This window comes from Vibrio sp. 10N.237.312.B06, from assembly GCF_041464685.1.
GTDB lineage: Bacteria > Pseudomonadota > Gammaproteobacteria > Enterobacterales > Vibrionaceae > Vibrio > Vibrio tasmaniensis_A.
Genome location: NZ_JBFSPI010000038.1, coordinates 22,702 through 45,810 on the forward strand (window position 1 = coordinate 22,702; position 23,109 = coordinate 45,810).

General features: G+C 43.5%; 18 protein-coding genes. 7 read left to right on the top strand and 11 right to left on the bottom strand.

All coding sequences use genetic code 11. The annotated features are described in order from the left end of the window. Positions 1-176 precede the first annotated feature (176 nt). The 5 genes from AB6C75_RS12145 to AB6C75_RS12165 all read left to right on the top strand — a co-directional run bounded on the left by AB6C75_RS12145 (position 177) and on the right by AB6C75_RS12165 (position 5,617). A complete protein-coding gene (locus AB6C75_RS12145) occupies positions 177-815 on the top strand; it encodes a helix-turn-helix transcriptional regulator (RefSeq protein ID WP_102257755.1) in 639 nt (212 codons plus the stop codon). 191 nt (positions 816-1,006) lie between these two features. Further along, positions 1,007-1,591: a hypothetical protein gene (locus tag AB6C75_RS12150; RefSeq protein ID WP_086048837.1), complete on the top strand. Its 585-nt coding sequence runs from the start codon at positions 1,007-1,009 to the stop codon at positions 1,589-1,591. 89 nt (positions 1,592-1,680) lie between these two features. Next, positions 1,681-2,361, top strand: coding sequence for a molecular chaperone (locus tag AB6C75_RS12155; RefSeq protein WP_372107884.1), 681 nt, complete (start codon positions 1,681-1,683; stop codon positions 2,359-2,361). Between the two features lie 10 nt (positions 2,362-2,371). Further along, positions 2,372-4,762 carry a fimbria/pilus outer membrane usher protein gene (locus tag AB6C75_RS12160; RefSeq protein WP_372107885.1) on the top strand — a complete coding sequence of 797 codons (2,391 nt, stop codon included), beginning with the start codon at positions 2,372-2,374 and terminating at the stop codon, positions 4,760-4,762. Between the two features lie 3 nt (positions 4,763-4,765). Next, on the top strand, positions 4,766-5,617 hold the full coding sequence (locus AB6C75_RS12165; RefSeq protein WP_102257752.1) for a hypothetical protein: 852 nt from the start codon (positions 4,766-4,768) through the stop codon (positions 5,615-5,617). Positions 5,618-5,825: 208 nt separating this feature from the next. Here AB6C75_RS12165 and fusA read toward each other — a convergent pair whose 3' ends face one another. Both fusA and radA read right to left on the bottom strand, forming a co-directional pair. Further along, positions 5,826-7,913: an elongation factor G gene (gene fusA, locus AB6C75_RS12170; RefSeq protein ID WP_009847514.1), complete on the bottom strand. Its 2,088-nt coding sequence runs from the start codon at positions 7,911-7,913 to the stop codon at positions 5,826-5,828. A gap of 234 nt (positions 7,914-8,147) precedes the next feature. Beyond that, on the bottom strand, positions 8,148-9,527 hold the full coding sequence (gene radA, locus AB6C75_RS12175; RefSeq protein WP_009847515.1) for a DNA repair protein RadA: 1,380 nt from the start codon (positions 9,525-9,527) through the stop codon (positions 8,148-8,150). A 161-nt stretch (positions 9,528-9,688) separates the two neighbouring features. On the opposite strand from radA, the gene AB6C75_RS12180 reads away from it, so the two are divergent. Then, on the top strand, positions 9,689-12,037 hold the full coding sequence (locus AB6C75_RS12180) for a PilZ domain-containing protein (RefSeq protein WP_372107886.1): 2,349 nt from the start codon (positions 9,689-9,691) through the stop codon (positions 12,035-12,037). 104 nt (positions 12,038-12,141) lie between these two features. Here AB6C75_RS12180 and serB read toward each other — a convergent pair whose 3' ends face one another. Further along, positions 12,142-13,122, bottom strand: coding sequence for a phosphoserine phosphatase (gene serB, locus AB6C75_RS12185; RefSeq protein WP_009847517.1), 981 nt, complete (start codon positions 13,120-13,122; stop codon positions 12,142-12,144). Between the two features lie 109 nt (positions 13,123-13,231). Between serB and AB6C75_RS12190 the strand changes: the two genes are divergently transcribed. Next, positions 13,232-13,843, top strand: a complete 612-nt coding sequence (locus tag AB6C75_RS12190; protein WP_009847518.1) for a YtjB family periplasmic protein — start codon at positions 13,232-13,234, stop codon at positions 13,841-13,843. A gap of 113 nt (positions 13,844-13,956) precedes the next feature. Here the strand turns inward: AB6C75_RS12190 and deoD are convergent, their stop codons facing one another. The 8 genes from deoD to prfC all read right to left on the bottom strand — a co-directional run bounded on the left by deoD (position 13,957) and on the right by prfC (position 22,883). Next, entirely contained in the window at positions 13,957-14,676 is a 720-nt protein-coding gene (gene deoD, locus AB6C75_RS12195) for a purine-nucleoside phosphorylase (protein ID WP_009847519.1), read from the bottom strand. 63 nt (positions 14,677-14,739) lie between these two features. Beyond that, the gene (locus AB6C75_RS12200; protein WP_372107887.1) at positions 14,740-15,960 is read right to left on the bottom strand and encodes a phosphopentomutase; all 1,221 of its coding nucleotides are present in this window, start codon (positions 15,958-15,960) and stop codon (positions 14,740-14,742) included. A gap of 76 nt (positions 15,961-16,036) precedes the next feature. Beyond that, the gene (gene deoA, locus AB6C75_RS12205) at positions 16,037-17,365 is read right to left on the bottom strand and encodes a thymidine phosphorylase (RefSeq protein ID WP_041472895.1); all 1,329 of its coding nucleotides are present in this window, start codon (positions 17,363-17,365) and stop codon (positions 16,037-16,039) included. Positions 17,366-17,473: 108 nt separating this feature from the next. Continuing rightward, positions 17,474-18,250: a deoxyribose-phosphate aldolase gene (deoC, locus tag AB6C75_RS12210; RefSeq protein WP_009847522.1), complete on the bottom strand. Its 777-nt coding sequence runs from the start codon at positions 18,248-18,250 to the stop codon at positions 17,474-17,476. Between the two features lie 538 nt (positions 18,251-18,788). Further along, on the bottom strand, positions 18,789-20,051 hold the full coding sequence (locus tag AB6C75_RS12215) for a NupC/NupG family nucleoside CNT transporter (protein WP_009847523.1): 1,263 nt from the start codon (positions 20,049-20,051) through the stop codon (positions 18,789-18,791). Positions 20,052-20,255: 204 nt separating this feature from the next. After that, the gene (locus AB6C75_RS12220; protein WP_372107888.1) at positions 20,256-21,068 is read right to left on the bottom strand and encodes a TatD family hydrolase; all 813 of its coding nucleotides are present in this window, start codon (positions 21,066-21,068) and stop codon (positions 20,256-20,258) included. Then, positions 21,049-21,204, bottom strand: coding sequence for a DUF5363 family protein (locus AB6C75_RS12225; RefSeq protein ID WP_372107889.1), 156 nt, complete (start codon positions 21,202-21,204; stop codon positions 21,049-21,051). The genes AB6C75_RS12220 and AB6C75_RS12225 overlap by 20 nt, the downstream gene beginning before the upstream one ends. A gap of 98 nt (positions 21,205-21,302) precedes the next feature. After that, entirely contained in the window at positions 21,303-22,883 is a 1,581-nt protein-coding gene (prfC, locus tag AB6C75_RS12230) for a peptide chain release factor 3 (protein ID WP_372107890.1), read from the bottom strand. Positions 22,884-23,109: the final 226 nt, after the last annotated feature.

Consider the following 23,109-nt stretch of genomic DNA (forward strand, 5'->3'; position numbering starts at 1 on the left):
TTATTTTATCCCCTTATATTACTCGTAAAATCAATGATTAAAACGAATATCACATCAATTGCATTGAATAATACTTAATCAATACTAATATTATTTAACTAGACTCTGTGGGATAACTCCTCATTAACCTACCGATTATTAAAGATTTTTTGTATGAGTAAATAGAGAGGTCAATCATGGAAGTTGATTCTGAACTCGCGTTAGACATTCATGTTCTTACCCGCAATAATTCATACTATAGGGTGATAAAAGACCTACTTGCGGTATCTATTCCTAGTGCGCAAATCTCTCACTCCCAATGCTTTATGCAAGTACCGAAACTCGAACCTGAAACGGTTGTTTTATTTGATATTCAAACAATGCCATGCCCCAAAAGATACGGATTTATCCTACATGAAAGAAATGAATTTTGGTTAGCTGTCAATGTGAATGACAATACATCTACAGTATGGCTAGAAAAAGGTTTTTCGGGGCAAGTAGATCAGCACTTTGAGTTTATATCGAAAGCAATTTTATCTGTTTATCAAGAAGAGATATGGTTTCCAAGGTCAGTGTTAAATAAACTGGTTTCTTCTTATCAAAGCAATGAAACCAACTATGAATCAGCCTGTGAAAATATAGTTAATTATAAAGAGTTAACAAAAAAAGAAAGGGATACTTGCTCATTGATACTAAAAGGGCTGTCGAACTCTCAGATAGCATCTCAGCAACACGTCAGTATCAACACAGTGAAGACTCACTCATCAAACTTACTTCGTAAATTAAACTTACGATCCAGGTATGAACTTCTTGCTCAGGTAAAAAGCTTTAATTAGATTCGATATATAGCAAGGTCACAAGAAAATAGTAAGATCACAAGAAAATTGGAATATAACAAAACTCATTCTAAACTCACCCTATGTAAGCGATATTTTTCACTCTATGTGATGAGGTTTGGCACTTTGTTCCCTCGTAACCTTTAAAAGTGATGCACGGGTATGCATCTTAACTAACGAGGGATTGAACGATGAAAAAGTTACTTCTTGCTACCGCTGTAGCAGCCGCTTCACTTTCTTTTGGCGCTTCTGCGGTTCAGTTTAATAATGCTGTGGACTTTACAACACTGAGCAAAACGGACCAAAAGACGATTCGAATCGAAGGTCGAGTTCCAAAACGCTGTCTATTGCGAATCGGTAAAAAAGACGTGAAGAATAACGTTCTACGTAAAGCGAACAAAGTTCATACTGATTCGTGGAGCAATGGCTTCAACAACAAGAAAGTTTTAGTAGGTAACTTACGTGCTTGGTGTAATTACGGTGCTGATTTGGAATTTTCAGTTACAGCTTACCAACTAAACGGTGTAACCAAGCACAATATGGGTGAAAAAATTAACTATAAAGTAAGAATTGGTTCAGACATGGTGGCGAACACTGAAAACGACCATGCCATAGAAGTAACGGCACCACCAATTCCATCATTGGGCGAACACTTGGTGAACAAAATCAACAAGCATCCCATTTATGTGAAACCTGAAGATTCAGGATTTGCACGAGCAGGTAAATATAAAGGTAAAATCAAAGTGAGTCTTGCAGCAGCAGGTCCAGCAAGCTAATCACCGAACAACACTTTATGGACATTGTCTTATAGACAAACAAAACTTGGCTCGGTTATCGAGCCAAGTTATTTTATGGAGAAATATCTATGGTTAGGATTACCACTCTTCTATCTTCTTTGTTGTTTAGTTCTATTCTTTTCGCATACGAGGTAAGCCCCATCTATTTAGAACTTGATGATGTGGGCCGGAATTCTCAAGGTTTGTATAAAGTGACTAATGTTGAAGAAGAGCCGATTCTCCTAGAAGTAAACGTCTATCAAACTGATTTTTCTACTGGTGAAGAAATCTTAACCCCGTCAGAAGATGAATTTCTCATCCTACCACCTCAAGCAAAAATTGACGGCCAAAAGTCTCAGACTTTCCGCGTACGTTACATGCCAACAGGGCCAATAAAACAAACCGACACCTACCGTATTGTCTTTACGCAAATTGAGCTAGAAAATCAGATTGAGGAAAATGACGACAGTTCTATTTCCATGTTACTAGAGTTTGCAACTTTGGTTTTTGTATCTCCCACATCCAGTAAATCAATTCCAACCACTACACTTCAAAACCGCCAAGTTACTATCCGAAACGATGGTAAGCGAGTACTGAACATGAATGGTATGGAGTTTAATTTCTCTGGCGATAAAGCAAACAAAACGGTCGATTGGGAAGTCCTAAGCAAAAAAACAAGCGCTTACTTGATGCCAGGAACGACCGTCAAATACCCCTTACCAAGTGAACTGGGACAGCCAGAGAAAGTTTCTGTTAAAACAATAGACTAATGATGCTTTCATGAAGAGTCTCATTTTATACCTCACTCTAATAATGACTATACCAACCGCGTTCGCTCAAAGTTGGTTATTCCCATTTCCTGTCACTTGGGGTGAAAACACAATCGGTGAAGTAAATGCATACTCTGACGGTATAAGTGTTGGATCTGTCAACGTAGATCAGATAGCTCAGTCGACTAAAAAATTGATTAACCCTGATACATTGGCTGCACTACGAGATTTTTCCGAAGAGTACATCACAGTCGAACAGTTGGATCGTATGGGTATCAATGCAACTTTTAACTCCTCCGAACAAAGCATAAATTTAGTGATTGATGAAACGGCTGCAGCTGAATTTTTGCTTTCGTTTGGTAGCAAATATGAACCCGCCCAATATTCAGAAAGCGCGTTTTGGACAGTACAAAATACACTGAATGCCAGTACAGATTACTCCTTATTCAACGACTCTAATGCAGAAGACACCCAAACTTGGCTTGGTGAATGGTTATTGAAATCCAATATTGGTGGCGTCCGAGGCGCTAATGTTGAAATATCTGGCTTTGTAACTGGTGGTAGCGATCTCAATTCCGACGTGTATCGAGGTGAAGCTCGCCTGTTCTTCGATGAACCAAATACCCCTTTTCGTCTAACCTTTGGTGATGTCACCCAAGCAAGTGCAGGGCACCTTCCTAGTACACCTCTCGGTGGCCTTGCTTTTGAACGTTTGTATCAAGACTTACAACCTACCCGAAACATCCAGAACGGAGGAACTCAACCGCTGGTATTGAATGAGAGTGCCGATGTGGAAATCTATATCAACGATGTTTTTCTCACCGAGATTCGATTACCCCCAGGTCGATATACACTTGATGATTTGCCTCTCGTTTCTGGTACCAATGACGTTCAGTTAGACATTAGTTATCAATCAGGCAGAACCGATACCATCGTTTATAGCCAGTTCTTTAACTCACGCTTATTAAGAGAAGGCATTTCTGATTTTGGCTTTTACTCTGGTTTAACGTCGACAATTGAAGATAACAACTTTAAGTATGACAACGAGCAATGGGTAACTTCTGGATATTACGACTATGGCATCAGCGATACCTTAACAGTCGGTGTAAATGGTTTGTACCACCCAGAAGGACAACAACTCGGTATGATTGCTACCGTTGGTTCCGATTGGGGTAATTTGGGGATTCGAGCCTCGGCACAAAACAACAAGCCCAATAATGAGACAGGTAGTATCTACAGCTTAGATTACTCTCATCAATTATGGGGAACTGACAGTTACGGCTCCCCAAACTTCCGTCTTGGTAGTGAATATCAAGAGAATTATTTCGCATTACCTTGGCAGATTACGGATGCGAATACTGGCCTCCGCGTCTTTTCAAACTACGTTTTCAGTATTACGGATAACCTGAGCTTAATCCTGAGCGGTGACTATCGTGATTTTGAAGAGGCAGAAGTACAATGGCAGGCCTCGACTGAAATTGCTTGGCAATTTTATAACGTGTCACTCTCTGCAGGTATCGAAAAAGAAGAAAACCCAAACGAAAACATTGACGAAACTCGCTTCACCTTTTCTGCTGATTGGGATTGGAACTCTGACGACGGCAAATACAATGCAAATGTATCTTACTCCAACGAACCAGACACCTATCGAGCTCAATTCCAACGTCCATCGGAGAATTATACTGGCAGCTATGGTTATGCGATGACGGCTGAAGGCGAGAGTGACTCTCAAACTTATTCAATCGAAGGTAATTATGTAGCAAACCGATTTATCACCGACGCTAAAGTTTCTCACCTAGCATTTGATAACTCAGCAAACTACCAAACCGCTTCTTTACGAGCGAGTACTGCGTTTACTTTGGCTGACGGTAACTTGGCTTGGTCACATCCAATCAATGGCCCTGTAGCAATCATCGCTGTCCATGACTCGTTAGATGCTGATGTAGAAATAAATGCGGTTGCAGACGATCCTGCAGAAGCAATATCTACCTATACTATAAGTAATGCAGTTCAGTTATCTGGAGGGCACCAATTATCCAGTATCTACATTGATGTACCGGATGCGCCAATAGGTTATAACTTCGGTGACCACGAATACAACATTACACCAGGTTCACAAACAGGCCATCTAATAAAAATTGGCTCGGCAGCATCGAAAACCATTATAGGTAAGATTGAGATCGGGCCAAAAACACCACTAAAACTTTTCCAAGGTCAGTTAGTTGGACAACAGAAAACATATGAATTTTTCACTAATCGATCAGGTAGGTTCGTTGTGGAAGGCGTTGCGCCGGGTGACTACACCATCGTCATAGATGGCTTTAGCCCAACAAAATTGAGCGTCCCAGAAATCAATGACAATCTGATTTATCTACCAACTTTACTTATTAAAGAGGGATAAACCATGAAACACTTACTTAAGTTCTCAGTGTTCGGTTTAGCCATGTTATCTCAACCGGTTTTGGCCGAATGCAGTGGCAAGTGGATACTTAACGTCGACAGAAGCAATGTTGAATTTAAGCGAGATTTAGCCGCTTATATTCCCGTTTATTTGGAGTTGTCGCGTGATATTCAGACCTGTCGATTCCCGACGGCCATAGTATCGGTCAACAATAAACAATCTAGCTATTTGAGTTCAATTGGAACAAATTTACCTCTGACTATTCTGGACAAAAACTTCCGCCAATTGAGCCACTTTCCTAGTAAAGGCTTTCAACTACCTCTGGATAACAGCCAAAGAACAAAGTTTTGGATAAAAGTGCCAGAGGCTAAAGTGGCCGCATCTGGTCATTATAACGGACTTCTTGAAGCCTCTATTTCCCTAGATAGAAAACAAGAGACAAAAAATGCCAAAGTGAAACTCAACGTACCAGCGTTTGTGGCTTTCAACTCAGTGCCTAACGCACCAAACCTTCAACGCTCAGGGAGCTCAGGTTATCGCTTCCAGCTTGGTGACCTTGAATCTAACCGAACCTATCGATCCGATTTTGATCTTCTTTCGAACTCGAATGTAAGATTGGTTGTAAAGCAGAGATATGGTGAGTTAAAACAGAAGTCGGAATCCAACGTCACGATCCCATATACATTGCGCTTTAATAACGCCTTAGTAAACCAGAAATCGGTCTATACCTTCTCAAACAATGAGGATACTAAGCGCTGGGGAGTTCCCCTTGAGGTGACGTTAGGTAACATCGAATTTGCGCGTGCTGGAAAATATCAAGATACGATCACGGTTGAAGTTAAAGCTATGCCTTAGAAATACGTACTTGAAAAGTCTGCCATTTATTTTTCGTTGGCCTTTTTAATTTCTTCTCTATGTTCTTCAATCAAAACCAAGATCATCCCATAAGCTCTTAAATATAGGCTTAAGATAATAGAACGACGCTCGCTGGTATCATTGATAATAAAAAGCCCCGCAAGCTTTCACTTGCGGGGCTTTTTTAGCTAATTTAGAAAAGGGCTAATTACTTACCAGCTTCTTTTTCTGCTTTAACTTTTGCAATCACTTCGTCAGCAACGTTAGTTGGACATGGTGCGTATTGCGCGAATTCCATAGAGAATTGGCCACGACCAGAAGTGATAGTACGTAGGTGACCGATGTAGCCGAACATCTCAGAAAGAGGTACGTCAGCTTTAATACGAACACCAGTAACGCCAGCTTGTTGATCTTTGATCATGCCACGACGACGGTTAAGGTCACCGATAACATCACCAACGTGATCGTCTGGAGTGAACACGTCAACGTTCATGATAGGCTCAAGAAGTTGCGCGCCAGCTTTAGGCATAGATTGACGGAATGCGCCTTTCGCTGCGATTTCAAATGCGATAGCAGATGAATCGACTGCGTGGAAACCACCATCGAAAAGTTCAACTTCAACGTCTAGCGTAGGGAAGCCAGCTAGTACGCCGTTATCCATCATGCCAGCAAAGCCTTTCTCAACTGCAGGCCAGAATTCTTTAGGAACGTTACCGCCCACAACTACTGAGTTGAACTTGAAGCCAGAACCTGCTTCACCTGGTTTGATACGGTAATCGATCTTACCGAATTGACCAGAACCACCAGACTGTTTCTTATGCGTGTAGCTATCTTCAATTGCTTGAGTGATAGTTTCACGGTAAGCAACTTGAGGAGCACCAACTGTTAGGTCAACGCCGTAAGTACGCTTAAGGATATCTACCTTGATGTCTAGGTGAAGCTCACCCATACCTTTAAGGATAGTTTCGCCAGTTTCTTCGTCAGTCTCAACTTGGAAAGATGGATCTTCAGCAACCATTTTACCGATCGCGATACCCATTTTCTCAGAACCGCCTTTATCTTTTGGAGATACAGCGATAGAGATTACTGGAGTTGGGAAAACCATTGGCTCAAGCGTTACTTGGTCTTTTGGATCACATAGAGTGTGACCAGTTTGAACGTTCTTCATACCAACGATCGCAATGATGTCACCAGCTTGTGCGCTAGTTAGTTCGTTACGGTCATCAGCTTGCATCTCAACCATACGGCCAACACGCTCAGTTTTACCTGTGAATGAGTTAAGGATAGTGTCACCTTTGTTCAATTTACCAGAGTAAATACGAACGAAAGTTAGAGCACCGAAACGGTCATCCATGATTTTGAACGCAAGCGCTTTGAAAGTTTCTTCAGTAGAAACGATAGCGTGGTTGCCTGTTTCTTCGCCGTTCTCATCCATTAGAGGTTGAGGATCAACTTCAGTTGGAGAAGGTAGGTAATCTACTACAGCATCAAGGATAACTTGCATGCCTTTGTTCTTGAACGCAGAACCACAGAACGTAGGGAAGAATGCGATATCACGAGTACCTTTACGGATACAACGTTTGATGTCTTCGATAGAAGGCTCTTCACCTTCCATGTAAGCTTCCATTAGGTCATCGTCTTGCTCTACAGCAGTTTCGATTAGCTCTTCACGGTATTGCTCAACGTCATCAACCATGTCCGCAGGAACATCAGTGATTTCGTAGTTTTCAGGAAGACCAGTGTCATCCCAAACGTATGCTTTACGGCTTAGAAGGTCTACAACACCCACGAATTCATCTTCGCGGCCGATTGGTAGAACCATAACTAGAGGAGTTGCACCTAGAACGTTTTTAACTTGGTCAACAACGTTGTAGAAATCTGCACCCATACGGTCTAGTTTGTTAACGAAGATCAGACGAGATACTTCTGATTCGTTAGCGTAGCGCCAGTTAGTTTCTGATTGTGGTTCAACACCACCAGAACCACAGAATACACCGATACCGCCATCAAGTACTTTAAGAGAACGGTATACTTCAACTGTGAAGTCAACGTGTCCAGGAGTATCGATAACGTTTAGACGGTGACCGTTCCAGAAACAGCTTACAGCTGCTGATTGGATAGTAATTCCGCGCTCAGCTTCCTGTTCCATGAAGTCAGTAGTTGATTCGCCATCATGTACTTCACCAGTCTTGTGGATCTGACCAGTTAGCTTAAGGATACGCTCAGTGGTAGTTGTTTTACCCGCATCAACGTGCGCGAAAATACCAATGTTTCTGTATTTCGATAAATCTGCCATTGTCTTACTCTGTTAATAGGATATAAAATGCGCGCAGAGTATATCACAATCTGTGAGGACTGATAGCTTTGCATGCATTTGGGACTAAAAAACTTTGCCTTTTTCTAACATATAGAAAAAGGCAATCTGAAGAAACAATCTAAATGATTGTTAAGTTTAGTGCTAACTTAAAGCGAAAATAGCGTTTAAGTTAGACTGAATTTCTGCTGTATAGAGTAGCTGAAGTGAGCTCAATTACAACTCATCAAAAGCATTAATTGCTTCCGATAATTTTTTCACACCGTGGATCTGCATTCCTGGAATGCCACCTTTAGGCATGTTAGCCGCTGGTACAATGGCTCTCTTGAAGCCGTGTTTAAACGCCTCATTTAAGCGCTCTTGACCGCTCGGTACAGGTCGAATCTCACCAGCAAGGCCTACTTCGCCAAAAACCACCACATCTTTTGGCAATGCGCGGTCTCTGAAACTCGAAAGTAAAGCCATTACCAATGCAAGATCAGCACTGGTTTCGGTTACTTTAACACCACCAACGACATTCACAAACACATCTTGGTCAGCCATTTGTAAGCCGCCGTGTTTATGCAGCACGGCTAGTAACAATGACAGTCGATTTTGCTCGAGACCAACAGCGACACGACGCGGGTTAGCCAGCTGCGAATAATCCACCAGCGCTTGGATTTCAACAAGGAGTGGACGCGTTCCTTCCCAAACTACCATCACTGAACTGCCTGAGGTTTCTTCTTCACCACGAGACAGAAAAATAGCCGATGGATTGCTAACTTCTTTTAGCCCTTGCCCTGTCATAGCAAACACACCTAGCTCATTCACTGCACCAAAACGGTTCTTGTGGCTGCGCAAGGTTCTAAAACGACTGTCCGTTCCGCCATCTAACAGCACCGAGCAGTCAATAATGTGTTCAAGTACTTTTGGTCCAGCTAAGGTACCGTCTTTAGTTACGTGTCCCACTAGGAATACGGCAACGTTGTTCTGTTTCGCATAGCGCGTTAATGCGGTTGCCGATTCGCGCACCTGAGCAACACTACCTGGAGACGATTGAACATCAGCGACATGCATAACTTGGATTGAATCGATAACCATGATCTTAGGCTGCTCTCTTTCTGCAACCTGACAGATTTTATCAACATTGGTTTCAGAGAGCATTTTGAGATGCTCTTTTGGTAACCCTAATCGAGATGCTCGCATCGCAACTTGTTGAAGAGATTCTTCGCCAGTGACATAAAGTGTCGGTAACTGGGAAGAAAGCTGACACATAGTCTGCAATAACAGCGTTGATTTACCGGCACCAGGGTTACCACCAATAAGAATCGCAGCGCCAGGTACAACACCACCACCAAGTACACGATCAAGCTCTTTGAAGCCACTACTAAAGCGCGGGACCTCTTGCAAGTCGATTTCCGATAGCGTTTGAACCGAAGATTCAGTTGCACCACCAGCGTAACCACTTAGTCGTTCATTGCGCGCGACCTGAGGTGAAGCGGCTAACCTAACTTCTGTAATCGTGTTCCAAGCACCACATGCATTGCACTGCCCTTGCCAACGTGGAAAGTCAGCACCACAGTCATTACACACATAAGCTCGCTTTGCCTTAGCCATAAAACCTCAATAATTTGCTTAGTAACGGGGAAATGTTGCTATTTTGTGACCCCGTTGACCGTACAGGTGAAAATAAAAGTTGCAGTAGGGCCACGAATACCTAAAGATCAAATACAACTCGTCGATAACAATAACGCACCATCCATTCTAACAAGAAAAGTATGCAGCAATCTGAAATTCTATCTGTAGCAGAACGACTTATTCCGGCCTACCATGCCGAAGATTTCGAATTCCTTCTTTCTCAAATGACAGAAGGCGAATCACCGTCTCTAAAACTGCTCGTTAAAATGGAACTGAATCGTATCATGGCTCCGTGCACAAAGAGCATTGATTTACGCGGGCGTATTGATAATGAATGTCATCAGTTCACGCTAGACGAGCGTAAACATTGGCTTGATGACATAGCTTTGAACGCGTATCAACGTGGTACTAAAAAATTTAAAGGTTATACCGAGGGCGTGTGGGAGTTAGTGATGACACCTCGCATTCAACCTCTTCGTAATATTGTTAAAACATCCTCTCAAGATGACCACGATATCACTAACGCTGATAGCCCCTATGAAGCAGAAGCCATTAACCTCGGTTACGATTTAAAACGCAAAGAAAACAGGCTCAAGATTAGCTCACAGGTTGAAATCACCACGCCTAAAGGACAAAGCCTACATGGTGTGACAGTTGATATTTCTCCGTCGGGTGCAAAGTTCAAGGTACCAAGGGCGTTTAAATACAACCTAGGGGAAATCATCAGTGTTAAATTCACTGAGCTTGTTGAGAAGTCACTAGAAGCCGATGTTAATGAGGCGGTTGAATTTCGTATTCTGGGTATTGATGAATCCTACGAGAACAATGCAGTCAAATTTTTAAGATGCATGAGAATCAGCGATACAACGAGTGTGGCTCGTTTACTCGATGAATCTCTAAATAGTGTCAGCAAGAAAACCAGCCATGAGAATCAAGATAGGCTCATTCGAACGCGAACTCGCGGTATTGAACACACCTATCTAAAGTACACCTGTAATCTCCCTCTATTCTTCAGTGGTAGTGAGTTGAAGCTCGCGCTGCTCACGGATAACAATCATCCCCAATGGCAATACTGGCATGATGAGCGTAACCAACAGGCTCTGGGTACTTTGTTCAACGAACAACGTATGAACTTACTCGCTAAGCCTGGCGTGAAGGGAACCAGTAACGTTATCTACTCTTTTACCCATGAACATAAAAATAAGACCTTGTTCTACTCGATGATGCTGCCTGAAGCTTCTCGTGAAGAGAGGCAACTGTTCTGGCACATCGGCGGTAAACGTAAAAGTTGGAAGGCGTTCAAATTCTCGGTTTTCGAATTATCCGACTCTGAGCGACAAGCCTTAGCTGAGCATTCAGATACGCTTGCTCAAAGCTCTGCGCAACTGACTCATTGCGGTATCTTGCAAGAGATCGGTGATCACGAAAGTGCTGCCGATTACCTATTAAGTGAAAAACCACGCATTCCAAGCAGTGACCTTAATCGCTTTCGTCATCCGCGAACGTTGGTGGGGAACATTCAAAGTATCTACTTTGATTCCCAAAGTCGTCGTAAAGAACCGAGATATAGCTTTAAATCGCCAATTCAACTCACATCACAAGATAGCCCAACAATAAATGGACACACTGTAGACATATCAAAACGTGGCCTAAGCATTACCCTTGAACACCCAATGGTACTCAAGATTGATGATCCGGTTGTGGTGAATTTTAATGAACTGCAACTCTATGATAAAAACTTGCCATTAAGCACAGTGCCTTACCATGTAATTCGTGTAAGCCCGAACGGTTGCAATGTTCAATTGGTTATCACCGAGAATGCAAAAACAATGCGTACCATCGCCTTCCTCAATGGGCTTATCGATCAGAACCAAAGTAAGCTAAATAAGAAGCAAGAAATACTGCCCACCGATTCACTGCTTAAATCACTGCACACTGTTTTGCTTAACAAAATGGTCAGTAATCCAATTTTCATTGATAAGCCGGGCTCAACGTTGCGTTGTAAGCTCATTGGTGTGAACTTCCCGCTGAACAAGCATCTAGCGTTACTCGCTAAACTTGGGCACAACCAAAAGTTTTCACTGGAACCGATTTTCAAAGGTCACTCTAATTCACTATTAGCTGAGCCACTGAAAAGAATTGAAGGTGCAGAGCCAAAACATCATGACGTATACATTGCTGCGATAAAGTTTGGTAACAAGATTCAATCTGTACATACGAAGTTGGTGAAAGACTTTGCATCTACAAAAGAACGTATTTCGTTCATCAAGAAAGCACAAGATCTGGGTGATGTGTATGTACTGCGAGTCACTACCGCCCCTATCTTTAATCCATTAACCAGCTTGTTCCAATCAGACTTAGCCGAGCTTTCGCGCATCAGTATGCACCAAGCGAAGAAGTTAGAGAGTGAGGTCACCGCTTTTATTGGTTATGGTGAGATAGAGGACATTACCGATGAAGTATTGATTCGATTGGAACTCTCGCACTAAATAGCCAGATCAACTTACCGGTTTGTCGACTTATCGGATTTAAAAATAGAAAAAGCAGGCTCGTCACCTGCTTTTTTGTATCCGTTATACCGCCCTAAATATGACTAAGGCTTCGCTTGCCAGCTGATTTTTTGCTGCTTAGCTAATACACCTGACAAGATACAAAGCACCCCACCTAAGCCAGCATAACGCACAGCAGTTTGAGCTTGTTGTTCAACTTTCGGTTTTGCATGGTAAGCAATCCCTAAACCGGCAGAACCCATCATAACCAAGTCATTGGCACCATCACCCACGGCAACGGTGTTATGCAGTTCCAGTTCATACTCTTCAGCAAGTTCTACCAAGATATCCGCTTTGGTCTGTGCGGAAACAACATCGCCTAATACTTCACCCGTCAATTTACCATTGACGATCTCTAGCGTGTTTGACTGAGCGTGGTCAAGATCAAGCGTATCTTTCAGGTAGTCTGAGAAATAAGTAAAACCACCCGATGCAATCGCCGTCTTCCAGCCAAGTTTATTCAGAGTATTCACTAGCTCAACCAAGTCTGGCATGAATGGTAATGACTGGCGCACTTGCTCCAGTATCGACTCATCCGCACCTTTCAGTGCCCCAACGCGTTGGCGTAGGCTCTGTTCAAAGTCGAGCTCGCCTTGCATCGCACGCTCTGTGATTTCAGAAACTAACTCTCCGACTCCTGCGAGCTTTGCTATCTCATCGATGCATTCAATTTGAATTGCTGTGGAGTCCATATCCATCACGATCAAACCTGGCTTAGATAAGTCTGGGACCTCGCTAAGGCAAGCATAATCAAGCTTCAATGCTTGTAAAATTTCTTCGTGTGCCGGGGTTAAGTTCCCTGACATCAGTGCCACTTCGTAATGTCCCACCTTCCACGTATTGAGGATGGTGTTGTAGGTACCAGTGAAAAAGTCGATGTCATCAAATGATTGTGGAGATAAGTACTCACCGAACACAATCCAATTGGCTTTAGATTTTGCGAGTTGAGAAGCGAAACGTGTCTCGGGGAGTCGGGTTAATAATGTCGTATGCCTTTTAATCGGCAGATATTTCTGAGCGTCCATGTGTATGATTCCTAATTAACTATGCTAAACGTTAACCTATTGCAATTTGAAAACGCAAGTCTCAATATGTCTTAATCATAACATTTGTTTATTTCAGGCTTCGTGAAACATGAATGAATCATTGTTCTCAATACGTAACGCTTTACGAGTACTAGCCCTAATTCTGTTGGCTGCTATGTTCGTGGTAACCATTAAAAACACAGTAGTGATCAGTAAAGGTAATGAGAAGATCCAAGCAAAACAGTTGGAAACGCTGACCAAACTACTGATCTCACAGGCATCACTTTCAGCCAGTAAGATGATCACTCAGCAAGACCAAGAGCGCCTACTAGAGCTCACTAACCAACTCTCTCAGGATCGATTGGTATTTGATACCACCATCTACGATGCAGAAGGGATCCGACTGGCTTCGAGTGAAAAAGCGCTCTCGGTACGCGAGGTTCTTGGCTTAGACACACCTCTTTCAACGGCAAGTATCGGCAGGCAGCAACTCGTTGAACCTATTTACTCTCCAGAGAGTACGATCATTGGCTTTATCCGCGTGACTTTTGAGACAGGAAAAATGACAGCTATTTCTGATCATCACTACCGTAAGAGCGATCGCTACATGATCGGTATGGTCTTAATGGGATTTGTCAGTGGCGTGTTGTTCATCATGCTTATTCGTAAAAGAAAGGCTAAGTCTGGGGAAAACTGGCTGCTTAAAAATGTCAGCTCTTAACGGCTTAGTTTAACAAATTCAATAAAAAGCCCCGAAGCTCAGGCAGCAACGGGGCTTTTGTTATCTATTAAACTTTGCGGTATCTATTAAGCTTTTTGAAATCTATTAGCTGATTAGTCTTGGTCACCAAGCAGCACAGAGTCGAGTGCGATAACCATCATGTCGTTGAAAGTCGTTTGACGTTCATCTGATGTGGTTTGCTCACCAGTTTTGATGTGATCAGAAACAGTACAAATAGTCAGAGCTTTTGCGCCGTATTCAGCACATACACCATAGATACCCGCCGCTTCCATCTCTACGCCGACAATGCCGTACTTGTCCATGACTTCGAACATTTCAGGATCTGGCGTGTAGAACAACTCAGCCGAGAATAGGTTGCCAACCTTTACGTCTACACCACGCGCTTTGGCTGCATCTTCTGCCGCACGCACCATTTTGTAATCCGCAATAGCCGCGAAGTCATGACCTTTAAAGCGAATACGATTCACTTTTGAGTCGGTACACGCACCCATGCCGATAACCACATCGCGTACTTTGATATCTTCGCTCACTGCACCACAACTGCCGACACGAATGATCTTTTTCACACCAAAGTCTTTGATCAGCTCAGTCGCGTAAATAGAACAAGATGGAATGCCCATACCATGCCCCATTACCGAAACCTTACGGCCTTTGTAAGTCCCCGTGTAACCAAACATGTTACGAACATCGCACACTTGAACCACTTCTTCTAGGAAGGTTTCAGCGATGTATTTTGCACGTAGCGGATCGCCGGGCATTAGAACTACGTCAGCGAAATCACCCATTTCAGCATTAATATGTGGAGTAGCCATTGAAAATATCCTTAATCTCAAAACAAAAAAAAGAGAGAGGTTTCCCTCTCTCTTCGTTAACTATTATAGAAAGCTTGTACCGTGTCCCATTGGCGATGTGCCAAAGTAAGACGCTAAGCTTTGACCAATATCAGCGAAGGTATCGCGACGGCCTAGAGAGCCAGCAGGAACCTTGTTTCCGTAAACAATCACAGGGATGTGTTCACGAGTATGGTCAGTACCTGGCCATGTCGGATCACAACCGTGGTCAGCAGTTAGGATAAGTACATCATCTTCTTTCATCATATCGATGATTTCATTGATACGGCCATCGAAGTACTCAAGTGCCGCTGCGTAACCTGCAACATCACGGCGGTGACCGTAAGCTGAGTCGAAATCAACGAAGTTAGTGAACACGATAGTGTTGTCGCCCGCTTCAGTGATCGCTTCTTTAGTTGCTTCAAATAGCGCAGGAATACCTGTTGCTTTGGTTTTCTGAGTAATACCACAACCTGCGTAGATATCAGAGATCTTACCGATTGAGTGAACGTTACCGCCCTTCTCATCAACCAACTTCTGAAGAACTGTCGCCGCTGGCGGCTCAACAGAAAGGTCACGACGGTTACCAGTACGTTCGAACTGACCTTTACCTGGGCCAATGAACGGACGCGCAATAACACGGCCGATGTTGTAGTCTTCTAGCTCTTCACGAGCAATCTGACAAAGGTCTAATAAGTTCTGTAGACCGAATGTCTCTTCATGACATGCGATTTGGAAAACAGAGTCTGCTGAAGTGTAGAAGATTGGCAAGCCACTCTTCATGTGTACTTCACCCAGGTTATCTAAGATTTCTGTACCCGATGAGTGACAGTTACCTAAGAAGTCAGATAAACCTGCACGCTCAAGGATGCGGTCAGTCAGTTCTTTTGGAAAGCTGTTTTCTTTGTCGGTGAAGTAACCCCAGTCAAACAATACCGGTACACCTGCGATTTCCCAGTGACCTGATGGCGTGTCTTTACCAGAAGACAGCTCAGCAGCGTGACCGTACGCGCCAATGATCTCACCGTCTGCGTCCATACCAGGAGCAAAGCGACCTGTAGACTCTTTGTGAGCCATAGCTAAACCTAGCTTAGACAGGTTTGGCAGCGTTAGTGGACCTTTACGATCCGCATTGTCTGCAAGACCTTGCTCACAATGGTCAGCAATGTGACCCATAGTGTCTGAACCTACATCACCGAATGTGTCCGCATCTGCTGTTTCGCCGATACCGAATGAATCTAAAACTAAAATAAATGCTCTTTTCATTTTCTTCACCAACTTATTGCTCTTTGCACCAGAACTCTGTTTATCGGCATACACAAAGTATGCCGATACCTGTTATTTACACGTCTTCAGAACGAATCTGACGGTAAACGTCTGGCGTTGCTGTATATTCTCCGCCCACAGTGATTGCATTTTGTAATGCTTTTGCAGCTTCTTGCCACTGTTGTTCATTGCGAGCATGAATCATTGCTAATGGTTTATCGTCACTTGCTACTTCGCCAAGGCGAATGAAGCTATCAAAACCGACTGCGTAATCAATGCTGTCTGTTGCTACGCGGCGACCACCGCCCATACCAACGACAGCCATACCAATTGCACGCGTATCCATCGCTGATACTACACCGCTTTCTAGCGCATACACTGGTTTAACAATTTCTGCTTTTTCTAGGTAGTTATCGTACTTCGTTACGAAATCAGTTGGACCACCAAGGCCCGCTACCATTTTACCGAAGCACTCTGCTGCTTTACCGTTATCCAGTACTGCCATCAGTTTTTCACGCGCTTCGTCTGAATCTTTTGCAAGGTTACCCAGAACCAGCATTTCAGCACACGATGCCATCGTAATTTCTAGCAAACGAGGGTTACGATATTCGCCGGTTAGAAATTGAACCGCTTCACGTACTTCTACTGCGTTACCCGCTGAAGAAGCCAGAACTTGGTTCATGTCCGTTAGGATTGCCGTTGTTTTAGTACCCGCGCCGTTTGCTACTGCAACGATAGATTTTGCTAACTCTTCAGACGCTTCGTAAGTCGGCATGAATGCGCCTGAACCTACTTTTACGTCCATCACTAGAGAATCAAGACCAGCAGCCAATTTCTTAGACAGAATTGAAGCGGTGATCAACGATATGTTGTCGACTGTTGCCGTGATATCTCGAGTCGCGTAAACGCGCTTATCAGCTGGCGCTAAATCGCCAGTTTGGCCGATGATCGCTACGCCAGCTTCTTTGGTTACAGCACCAAACACATCGTTGGTGGGTGTAATATTGTAACCAGGGATAGATTCAAGTTTGTCTAGCGTACCGCCAGTGTGACCTAAACCACGACCAGAGATCATTGGAACGAAACCACCACATGCTGCCACCATAGGGCCAAGCATCAGAGAAGTTACGTCACCAACACCACCAGTAGAGTGCTTATCAACGATTGGGCCATCAAAGTTCATGTGGCTCCAGTCAATCACCATGCCCGAATCACGCATTGCACACGTCAGTGCGATACGTTCTGGCATCGTCATTTCATTAAAAAAGATAGCCATTGCGAATGCTGCAATTTGGCCTTCAGAAACGGTATTTTTAGCCACGCCTTGAATGAAGAAGTTAATTTCTTCAGTCGTTAGGACTTCACCATCACGTTTTCTGCGAATAATTTCTTGAGGTAGATACATTAGTGCCTCCCAAACTCTAGTGAGTATGGTTTGTAGGGAAAGAGGTAATATGGAGTGACTTAACACCACTCCATCAAACAGACTTTATTGTTATACCCGATAGGGAAATTAGTATGCTGCTGGATCTGCAGTTTCGTCTGTCACTTCTAATGTATTAAGAAGGTTAGTTAGTAGGCTTGAAGCACCAAAACGGTAGTGCATGTTGTCTGCCCACTCAGCGCCTAGTAGCTCATCAGCCATCGCTAGGTAAGCTTGAGCATCTTCAGCTGTACGTACGCCACCAGCTGGTTTGAAACCCACTGTTTTAGCTACGCCCATGTCACGAATAACTTCAAGCATCATGCGCGCGTACTCTGGAGTCGCGTTTACTGGCACTTTACCTGTTGAAGTTTTGATGAAGTCTGCACCTGCTTCGATACAGATCTGAGAAGCTTTCTTAATCAGTGCTTCTTCTTTTAGCTCACCAGTTTCGATGATCACTTTAAGCGTGATGTCACCACAAGCGGCTTTACATTGCTTAACTAGCTCAAAGCCAACTTCTTCGTTGCCAGCAATAAGAGCACGGTATGGGAATACTACGTCAACTTCGTCTGCGCCGTACGCTACCGCTGCTTTTGTTTCTGCAACAGCAATTTCGATGTCGTCATTACCATGAGGGAAGTTAGTTACAGTCGCAATGCGTACTTCTGGAGTACCTTGCTCACGCAACGCCTTTTTAGCTGCTGGGATAAAGCGAGGGTAAATACAGATTGCAGCGGTGTTGCCAACTGCAGTCTTCGCGTCATGACAAAGCGCCACTACTTTTTCAGTAGTATCGTCGTCATTTAGCGTAGTTAGGTCCATAAGTTTAAGTGCACGTAGAGCTGCTGCTTTTAAATCGCTCATTTCTATCTCCGATCAATATATTCAAATAGTTAACTACTTCACCATCCATCCAGTATAGATGGATATTTTAGTAATGCTCAGTAGTCACAAATGAACGGACTTGGTTCCCTGAAGACTTGATAACTTTCGCTACCAATTGCAATCCTTGTCACCGCACAGTACCAGTTTGGTCTATGGCACAACAAATCAGTCATGTTGTGTCTAACATCTATAGTGTATTGCTAATATAGCGTATTGCTAAGTTTGGCTTAATCCCAGAAGAATAACGTTCGAGCTAATCTCAATGTTACTTTCTTGCCAGCAGAGACATCCTATCCCTTTAGCTAATACATTATAGGTATCCATCAATAAATTGTAGTGCTCCTTAGAACGCAAACGGTTTGTATCTCAAAAAAAACATTCTAGACCCATTTTCGACTCCAAGCATTCACTCATGCAAATGCTCAAAATCACTAGGCCCAAAAACAAAAAAGCCCCGCAGCAATTTCTTGCTACGGGGCGATATTATTATGGCGTCTATATATCGATTTCTAACTGATTAGAAAGACAGGAAGAAGCCAGCAATTGTTGCTGCCATCAGGTTAGATAGAGTACCAGCTACAACCGCTTTAACACCCATACGTGCGATGTCGTGACGACGGTTTGGAGCAATACCACCTAGACCACCTAGAAGAATCGCAATTGAAGAAAGGTTTGCGAAACCACATAGAGCGAACGAGATAATTGCTTGAGTCTTAACAGACATTACTTGACCAGTCGCTTCAACGATTTGAGCGTTTTCACCGATGTATGGTACGAAGTTTAGGTATGCAACGAATTCGTTAACAACTGTCTTCTGACCAATGAAAGAACCAGCAATAGTTGCTTCTTCCCATGGAACACCAATGATGAATGCTAACGGTGCGAAGATCCAACCTAGAAGAAGTTCTAGAGTTAGGTTTTCCATACCGAACCAACCACCGATGCCACCTAGGATACCGTTGATAAGAGCGATTAGACCGATGAATGCTAGTAGCATTGCACCAACGTTAAGTGCTAGTTGTAGACCAACTGACGCACCGCCAGCAGCTGCATCGATAACGTTAGCAGGCTTGTCGTCGCCACCGTCGATGTCTGAACCTAGGTTCTCGTCAACTTCATCAGTTTCAGGCTTGATGATTTTAGCGAATAGTAGACCACCAGGTGCTGCCATGAATGACGCTGCTACTAGGTACTCTAGAGGTACACCCATAGATGCGTAACCCGCTAGTACACCACCAGCAACAGACGCTAAACCACCACACATTACTGCGAATAGCTCAGAGTTAGTCATTTTAGGAACAAATGGACGAACAACTAGAGGCGCTTCCGTTTGACCAACGAAGATGTTTGCAGCTGCAGACATAGACTCGGCGCGAGAAGTACCTAGAGCTTTCTGAAGACCACCACCAAGAACCTTGATTACAACTTGCATCGCACCAATGTAGTAAAGTACAGAGATAAGAGCAGAGAAGAAGATTAGTGTTGGTAGAACTTGGAATGCAAAGATGAATCCGATACCGTCAACTGAGAAGTTAACAAGGCTACCAAATAGGAAGCCAGTACCATCTTTACCGTAGTCGATCACGTTTGCTACACCAGCAGAGAAACCTGCAAGTAGATCACGACCCCAAGGGATGTAAAGTACGAATGCACCAAGTGCGAATTGGATAGCGAAAGCGCCACCCACTGTTCTTAGATTAATTGCTTTGCGGTTGTCGGATAGTAGTACTGCGATTGCAATCAGTGCAACCATTCCGACGAGGCTCATAAACAGGCTCATAGTTTATGACTTCCTTATTAGTTATTTATTGGCGTGTTACAAAATGGGGCTATAAAGCGGAGGCAATTATACTCATGCGACCACTAATAAAGTAATGCCGTCCTCACACTTTCGTAGAAGATTCATGTACCATTCACACGTAAATGTGAGCCGAATCACAAGCCAAGTGCAATTTACGCAAACGATAAACAAAAACCTTCGATTTTATTCACATATACCGAATGCGCGATGGCTATTTTGCCAAATTTGCGCTGCAACCGATTGCTTCGGTTCTTTTCTAAGCAAAAACAGTTCATTTAAGATCGTAACTAAATACTTGGAATGATTAACATTTCCTTGTTTTCCATGCATGGGCATATCCGGGGCATCCGTTTCTAATACCAGGCACTCAAGAGGCAGTTTTGAGATAGTGGTGCGTGTTTTTTGTGCTCTTGGGTAAGTAATCGTTCCACCGACACCAATATAGAAACCAAGCTGAATCCACGCCAAAGCCTGCTGTTCGCTCCCTGAAAATCCATGAATCACGCCACCCAAAGTAAATTTATACTGCTTTATTAGCTCAATAAGTCGGTTAAAAGACTTCCTTTCATGGATGATTAAAGGCAGCTTAAACGCCTTAGCTAGCTCTATTTGTTGAATGAAAAAACGCTCTTGTTTCTCCCGTGCAACATCGACAAAAAAGTCGAGACCACACTCTCCTATCGCAACACATTGACTGGTTTTTGATGAGAGTAATCGGCGAAGCTCTGAGAATTGCTCGTCATTGGCTTGCTCTAAAAAATAAGGATGGAAACCTAAAGCGTAGTAAACATTAGGGTAAGATTGAGCGATCTCACCAAGCTTCCTCCAGTTACTTTGGCCAATAGAAGGGATGATTAACTTCTCGACTTGCGCCTGTTTCGCTTCTTTAACGTAACCTTCAATACCTTTATCAAGTGAAAAACCTTGCTCAAAGATGTCAAAGTCCGTATGGCAATGGGTGTCAAACAGCGGAAATTCACTTAATTCTGGTGTCATCTTCCCTACTCTCTGTTTGTTGTCCTTGAGGATCACGGCGATAAGCCACGCAGCTGCGCTTATTTTCAGGCGTTAAGCCAAGCTCTTCGCACCACTTATCGTATTTATTAATCCAAGATTTTATCCAACTGAACATACTTACCTTAAGCCTCTAACCTCAAATGACACGAATAAAAAAACGCCTATTGCAGAACAATAGACGTTTTTGTTTAACTCGAATAGAGCGCAGAGTGATTAGTGCTCGCGCGTCGCTCGGAACTGAACTTCTGGGAAACGTTCAAAAGCTAGGTTCAAATTCACCATAGTCGGTGCGATGTAAGATAGGTTATCACCACCATCTAACGCTAGGTTAGCTTGGCTCTTACGTTTGAACTCTTCTAGTTTCTTAGCGTCATCACACTCAACCCAACGTGCAGTTGCAACGTTCACACCTTCGTAAATCGCTTCAACGTTGTATTCCGCTTTCAAGCGCGCTACAACCACATCAAACTGAAGTACACCAACTGCACCAACGATCAGATCGTTATTTTGCAAAGGACGGAATACTTGAACCGCGCCCTCTTCAGAAAGCTGAACCAAGCCTTTTAGAAGTTGCTTCTGCTTCAATGGATCGCGCAGACGAATACGACGGAATAGCTCAGGCGCAAAGTTAGGAATACCTGCGAACTTCAAGCTTTCGCCTTGAGTAAAGGTATCGCCAATCTGAATTGTGCCGTGGTTATGCAGACCAATTATGTCACCCGCGTATGCTTTTTCAGCACGAGCACGGTCACCCGCCATGAAGGTTACTGCATCAGAGATACTGACGTTCTTACCAGTACGAACATGGTTCATCTTCATACCTTGGTCGTAAGTACCCGATACGATACGCATGAATGCGATACGGTCACGGTGTTTTGGATCCATGTTTGCTTGGATCTTAAATACGAAACCAGAGAACTTCTCTTCAGTCGCTTCAACATCACGCTCATTTGCTTGACGTGTTTGAGGCGCAGGAGCCCATCGAGTTAGGCCATCAAGCATATGGTCAACACCGAAGTTACCCAATGCAGTACCGAAGTAAACTGGAGTCAACTCGCCAGCAAGGAATAGTTCGTGATCAAACTCAGGACATGCGCCAATAACCAATTCAAGTTCTTCACGAACGCTGCTCGCCAGATCTTCGCCAACAGCTTCGTCTAGTTCAGGGTTATCTAGACCTTTGATAATGCGAACTTCTTGGATCTCATGGCCGTGGCCAGATTCATACAAGATCGTTTCATCACGGTGAATGTGGTAAACGCCTTTAAACTCTTTACCACAACCGATAGGCCAAGAGATTGGAGCACAAGCCATACCTAGCTCGCTTTCCACTTCATCTAGCACTTCCATTGGGTCACGAACATCACGGTCAAGTTTGTTCATAAACGTTACGATTGGTGTATCACGTAGACGCGTTACTTCCATCAGTTTACGAGTACGATCCTCGACACCTTTCGCAGCATCGATAACCATCAAACAAGAGTCAACCGCGGTTAATGTACGGTACGTATCTTCCGAGAAATCTTCGTGTCCAGGAGTATCGAGTAGGTTGACTAGACAATCGTTGTATGGGAATTGCATTACAGACGTAGTTACCGAGATACCACGTTCTTTTTCCATCTCCATCCAGTCAGATTTAGCGTGCTGGTTAGAGCCACGGCCTTTTACGGTACCCGCTTTTTGAATCGCGTTTCCGAATAAAAGAACTTTTTCAGTAATCGTGGTTTTACCCGCATCCGGGTGAGAGATAATCGCAAACGTTCTACGTTTGCTCACTTCTTGTTGGAAAGACATAGTCGCCCTTTGCTGATCTAAAGCGTAAAAAGGGCAAGTAGATAATACTTGCCCTTGAATTCTGTGTGCGGATTATACAGAAAGCGTGTCACTTTCTAAAGGGTCAGTTTACACCCTATTTTGTGGCTCATTCCGGAGCTAGCGGTCTAGTTCGCGAAAAGACGTAACATGACTAGGGCGTGTTGATCTTTCGTGAGTGTTTTTTGAACAGCATGGTAAAGAGTTA

What these genes read in the sequence shown, in the direction of transcription:
- deoC (WP_009847522.1), bottom strand. Translation starts at nt 18,250, where the DNA reads ATGAGCGATTTAAAAGCAGCAGCTCTACGTGCACTTAAACTTATGGAC.
- serB (WP_009847517.1), bottom strand. Translation starts at nt 13,122, where the DNA reads ATGGACGCTCAGAAATATCTGCCGATTAAAAGGCATACGACATTATTA.
- radA (WP_009847515.1), bottom strand. Translation starts at nt 9,527, where the DNA reads ATGGCTAAGGCAAAGCGAGCTTATGTGTGTAATGACTGTGGTGCTGAC.
- AB6C75_RS12160 (WP_372107885.1), top strand. Translation starts at nt 2,372, where the DNA reads ATGAAGAGTCTCATTTTATACCTCACTCTAATAATGACTATACCAACC.
- deoA (WP_041472895.1), bottom strand. Translation starts at nt 17,365, where the DNA reads ATGTATCTACCTCAAGAAATTATTCGCAGAAAACGTGATGGTGAAGTC.
- fusA (WP_009847514.1), bottom strand. Translation starts at nt 7,913, where the DNA reads ATGGCAGATTTATCGAAATACAGAAACATTGGTATTTTCGCGCACGTT.
- AB6C75_RS12225 (WP_372107889.1), bottom strand. Translation starts at nt 21,204, where the DNA reads ATGTTCAGTTGGATAAAATCTTGGATTAATAAATACGATAAGTGGTGC.
- AB6C75_RS12155 (WP_372107884.1), top strand. Translation starts at nt 1,681, where the DNA reads ATGGTTAGGATTACCACTCTTCTATCTTCTTTGTTGTTTAGTTCTATT.
- AB6C75_RS12190 (WP_009847518.1), top strand. Translation starts at nt 13,232, where the DNA reads ATGAATGAATCATTGTTCTCAATACGTAACGCTTTACGAGTACTAGCC.
- AB6C75_RS12220 (WP_372107888.1), bottom strand. Translation starts at nt 21,068, where the DNA reads ATGACACCAGAATTAAGTGAATTTCCGCTGTTTGACACCCATTGCCAT.
- AB6C75_RS12200 (WP_372107887.1), bottom strand. Translation starts at nt 15,960, where the DNA reads ATGAAAAGAGCATTTATTTTAGTTTTAGATTCATTCGGTATCGGCGAA.
- AB6C75_RS12215 (WP_009847523.1), bottom strand. Translation starts at nt 20,051, where the DNA reads ATGAGCCTGTTTATGAGCCTCGTCGGAATGGTTGCACTGATTGCAATC.
- deoD (WP_009847519.1), bottom strand. Translation starts at nt 14,676, where the DNA reads ATGGCTACTCCACATATTAATGCTGAAATGGGTGATTTCGCTGACGTA.
- AB6C75_RS12180 (WP_372107886.1), top strand. Translation starts at nt 9,689, where the DNA reads ATGCAGCAATCTGAAATTCTATCTGTAGCAGAACGACTTATTCCGGCC.
- prfC (WP_372107890.1), bottom strand. Translation starts at nt 22,883, where the DNA reads ATGTCTTTCCAACAAGAAGTGAGCAAACGTAGAACGTTTGCGATTATC.
- AB6C75_RS12145 (WP_102257755.1), top strand. Translation starts at nt 177, where the DNA reads ATGGAAGTTGATTCTGAACTCGCGTTAGACATTCATGTTCTTACCCGC.
- AB6C75_RS12150 (WP_086048837.1), top strand. Translation starts at nt 1,007, where the DNA reads ATGAAAAAGTTACTTCTTGCTACCGCTGTAGCAGCCGCTTCACTTTCT.
- AB6C75_RS12165 (WP_102257752.1), top strand. Translation starts at nt 4,766, where the DNA reads ATGAAACACTTACTTAAGTTCTCAGTGTTCGGTTTAGCCATGTTATCT.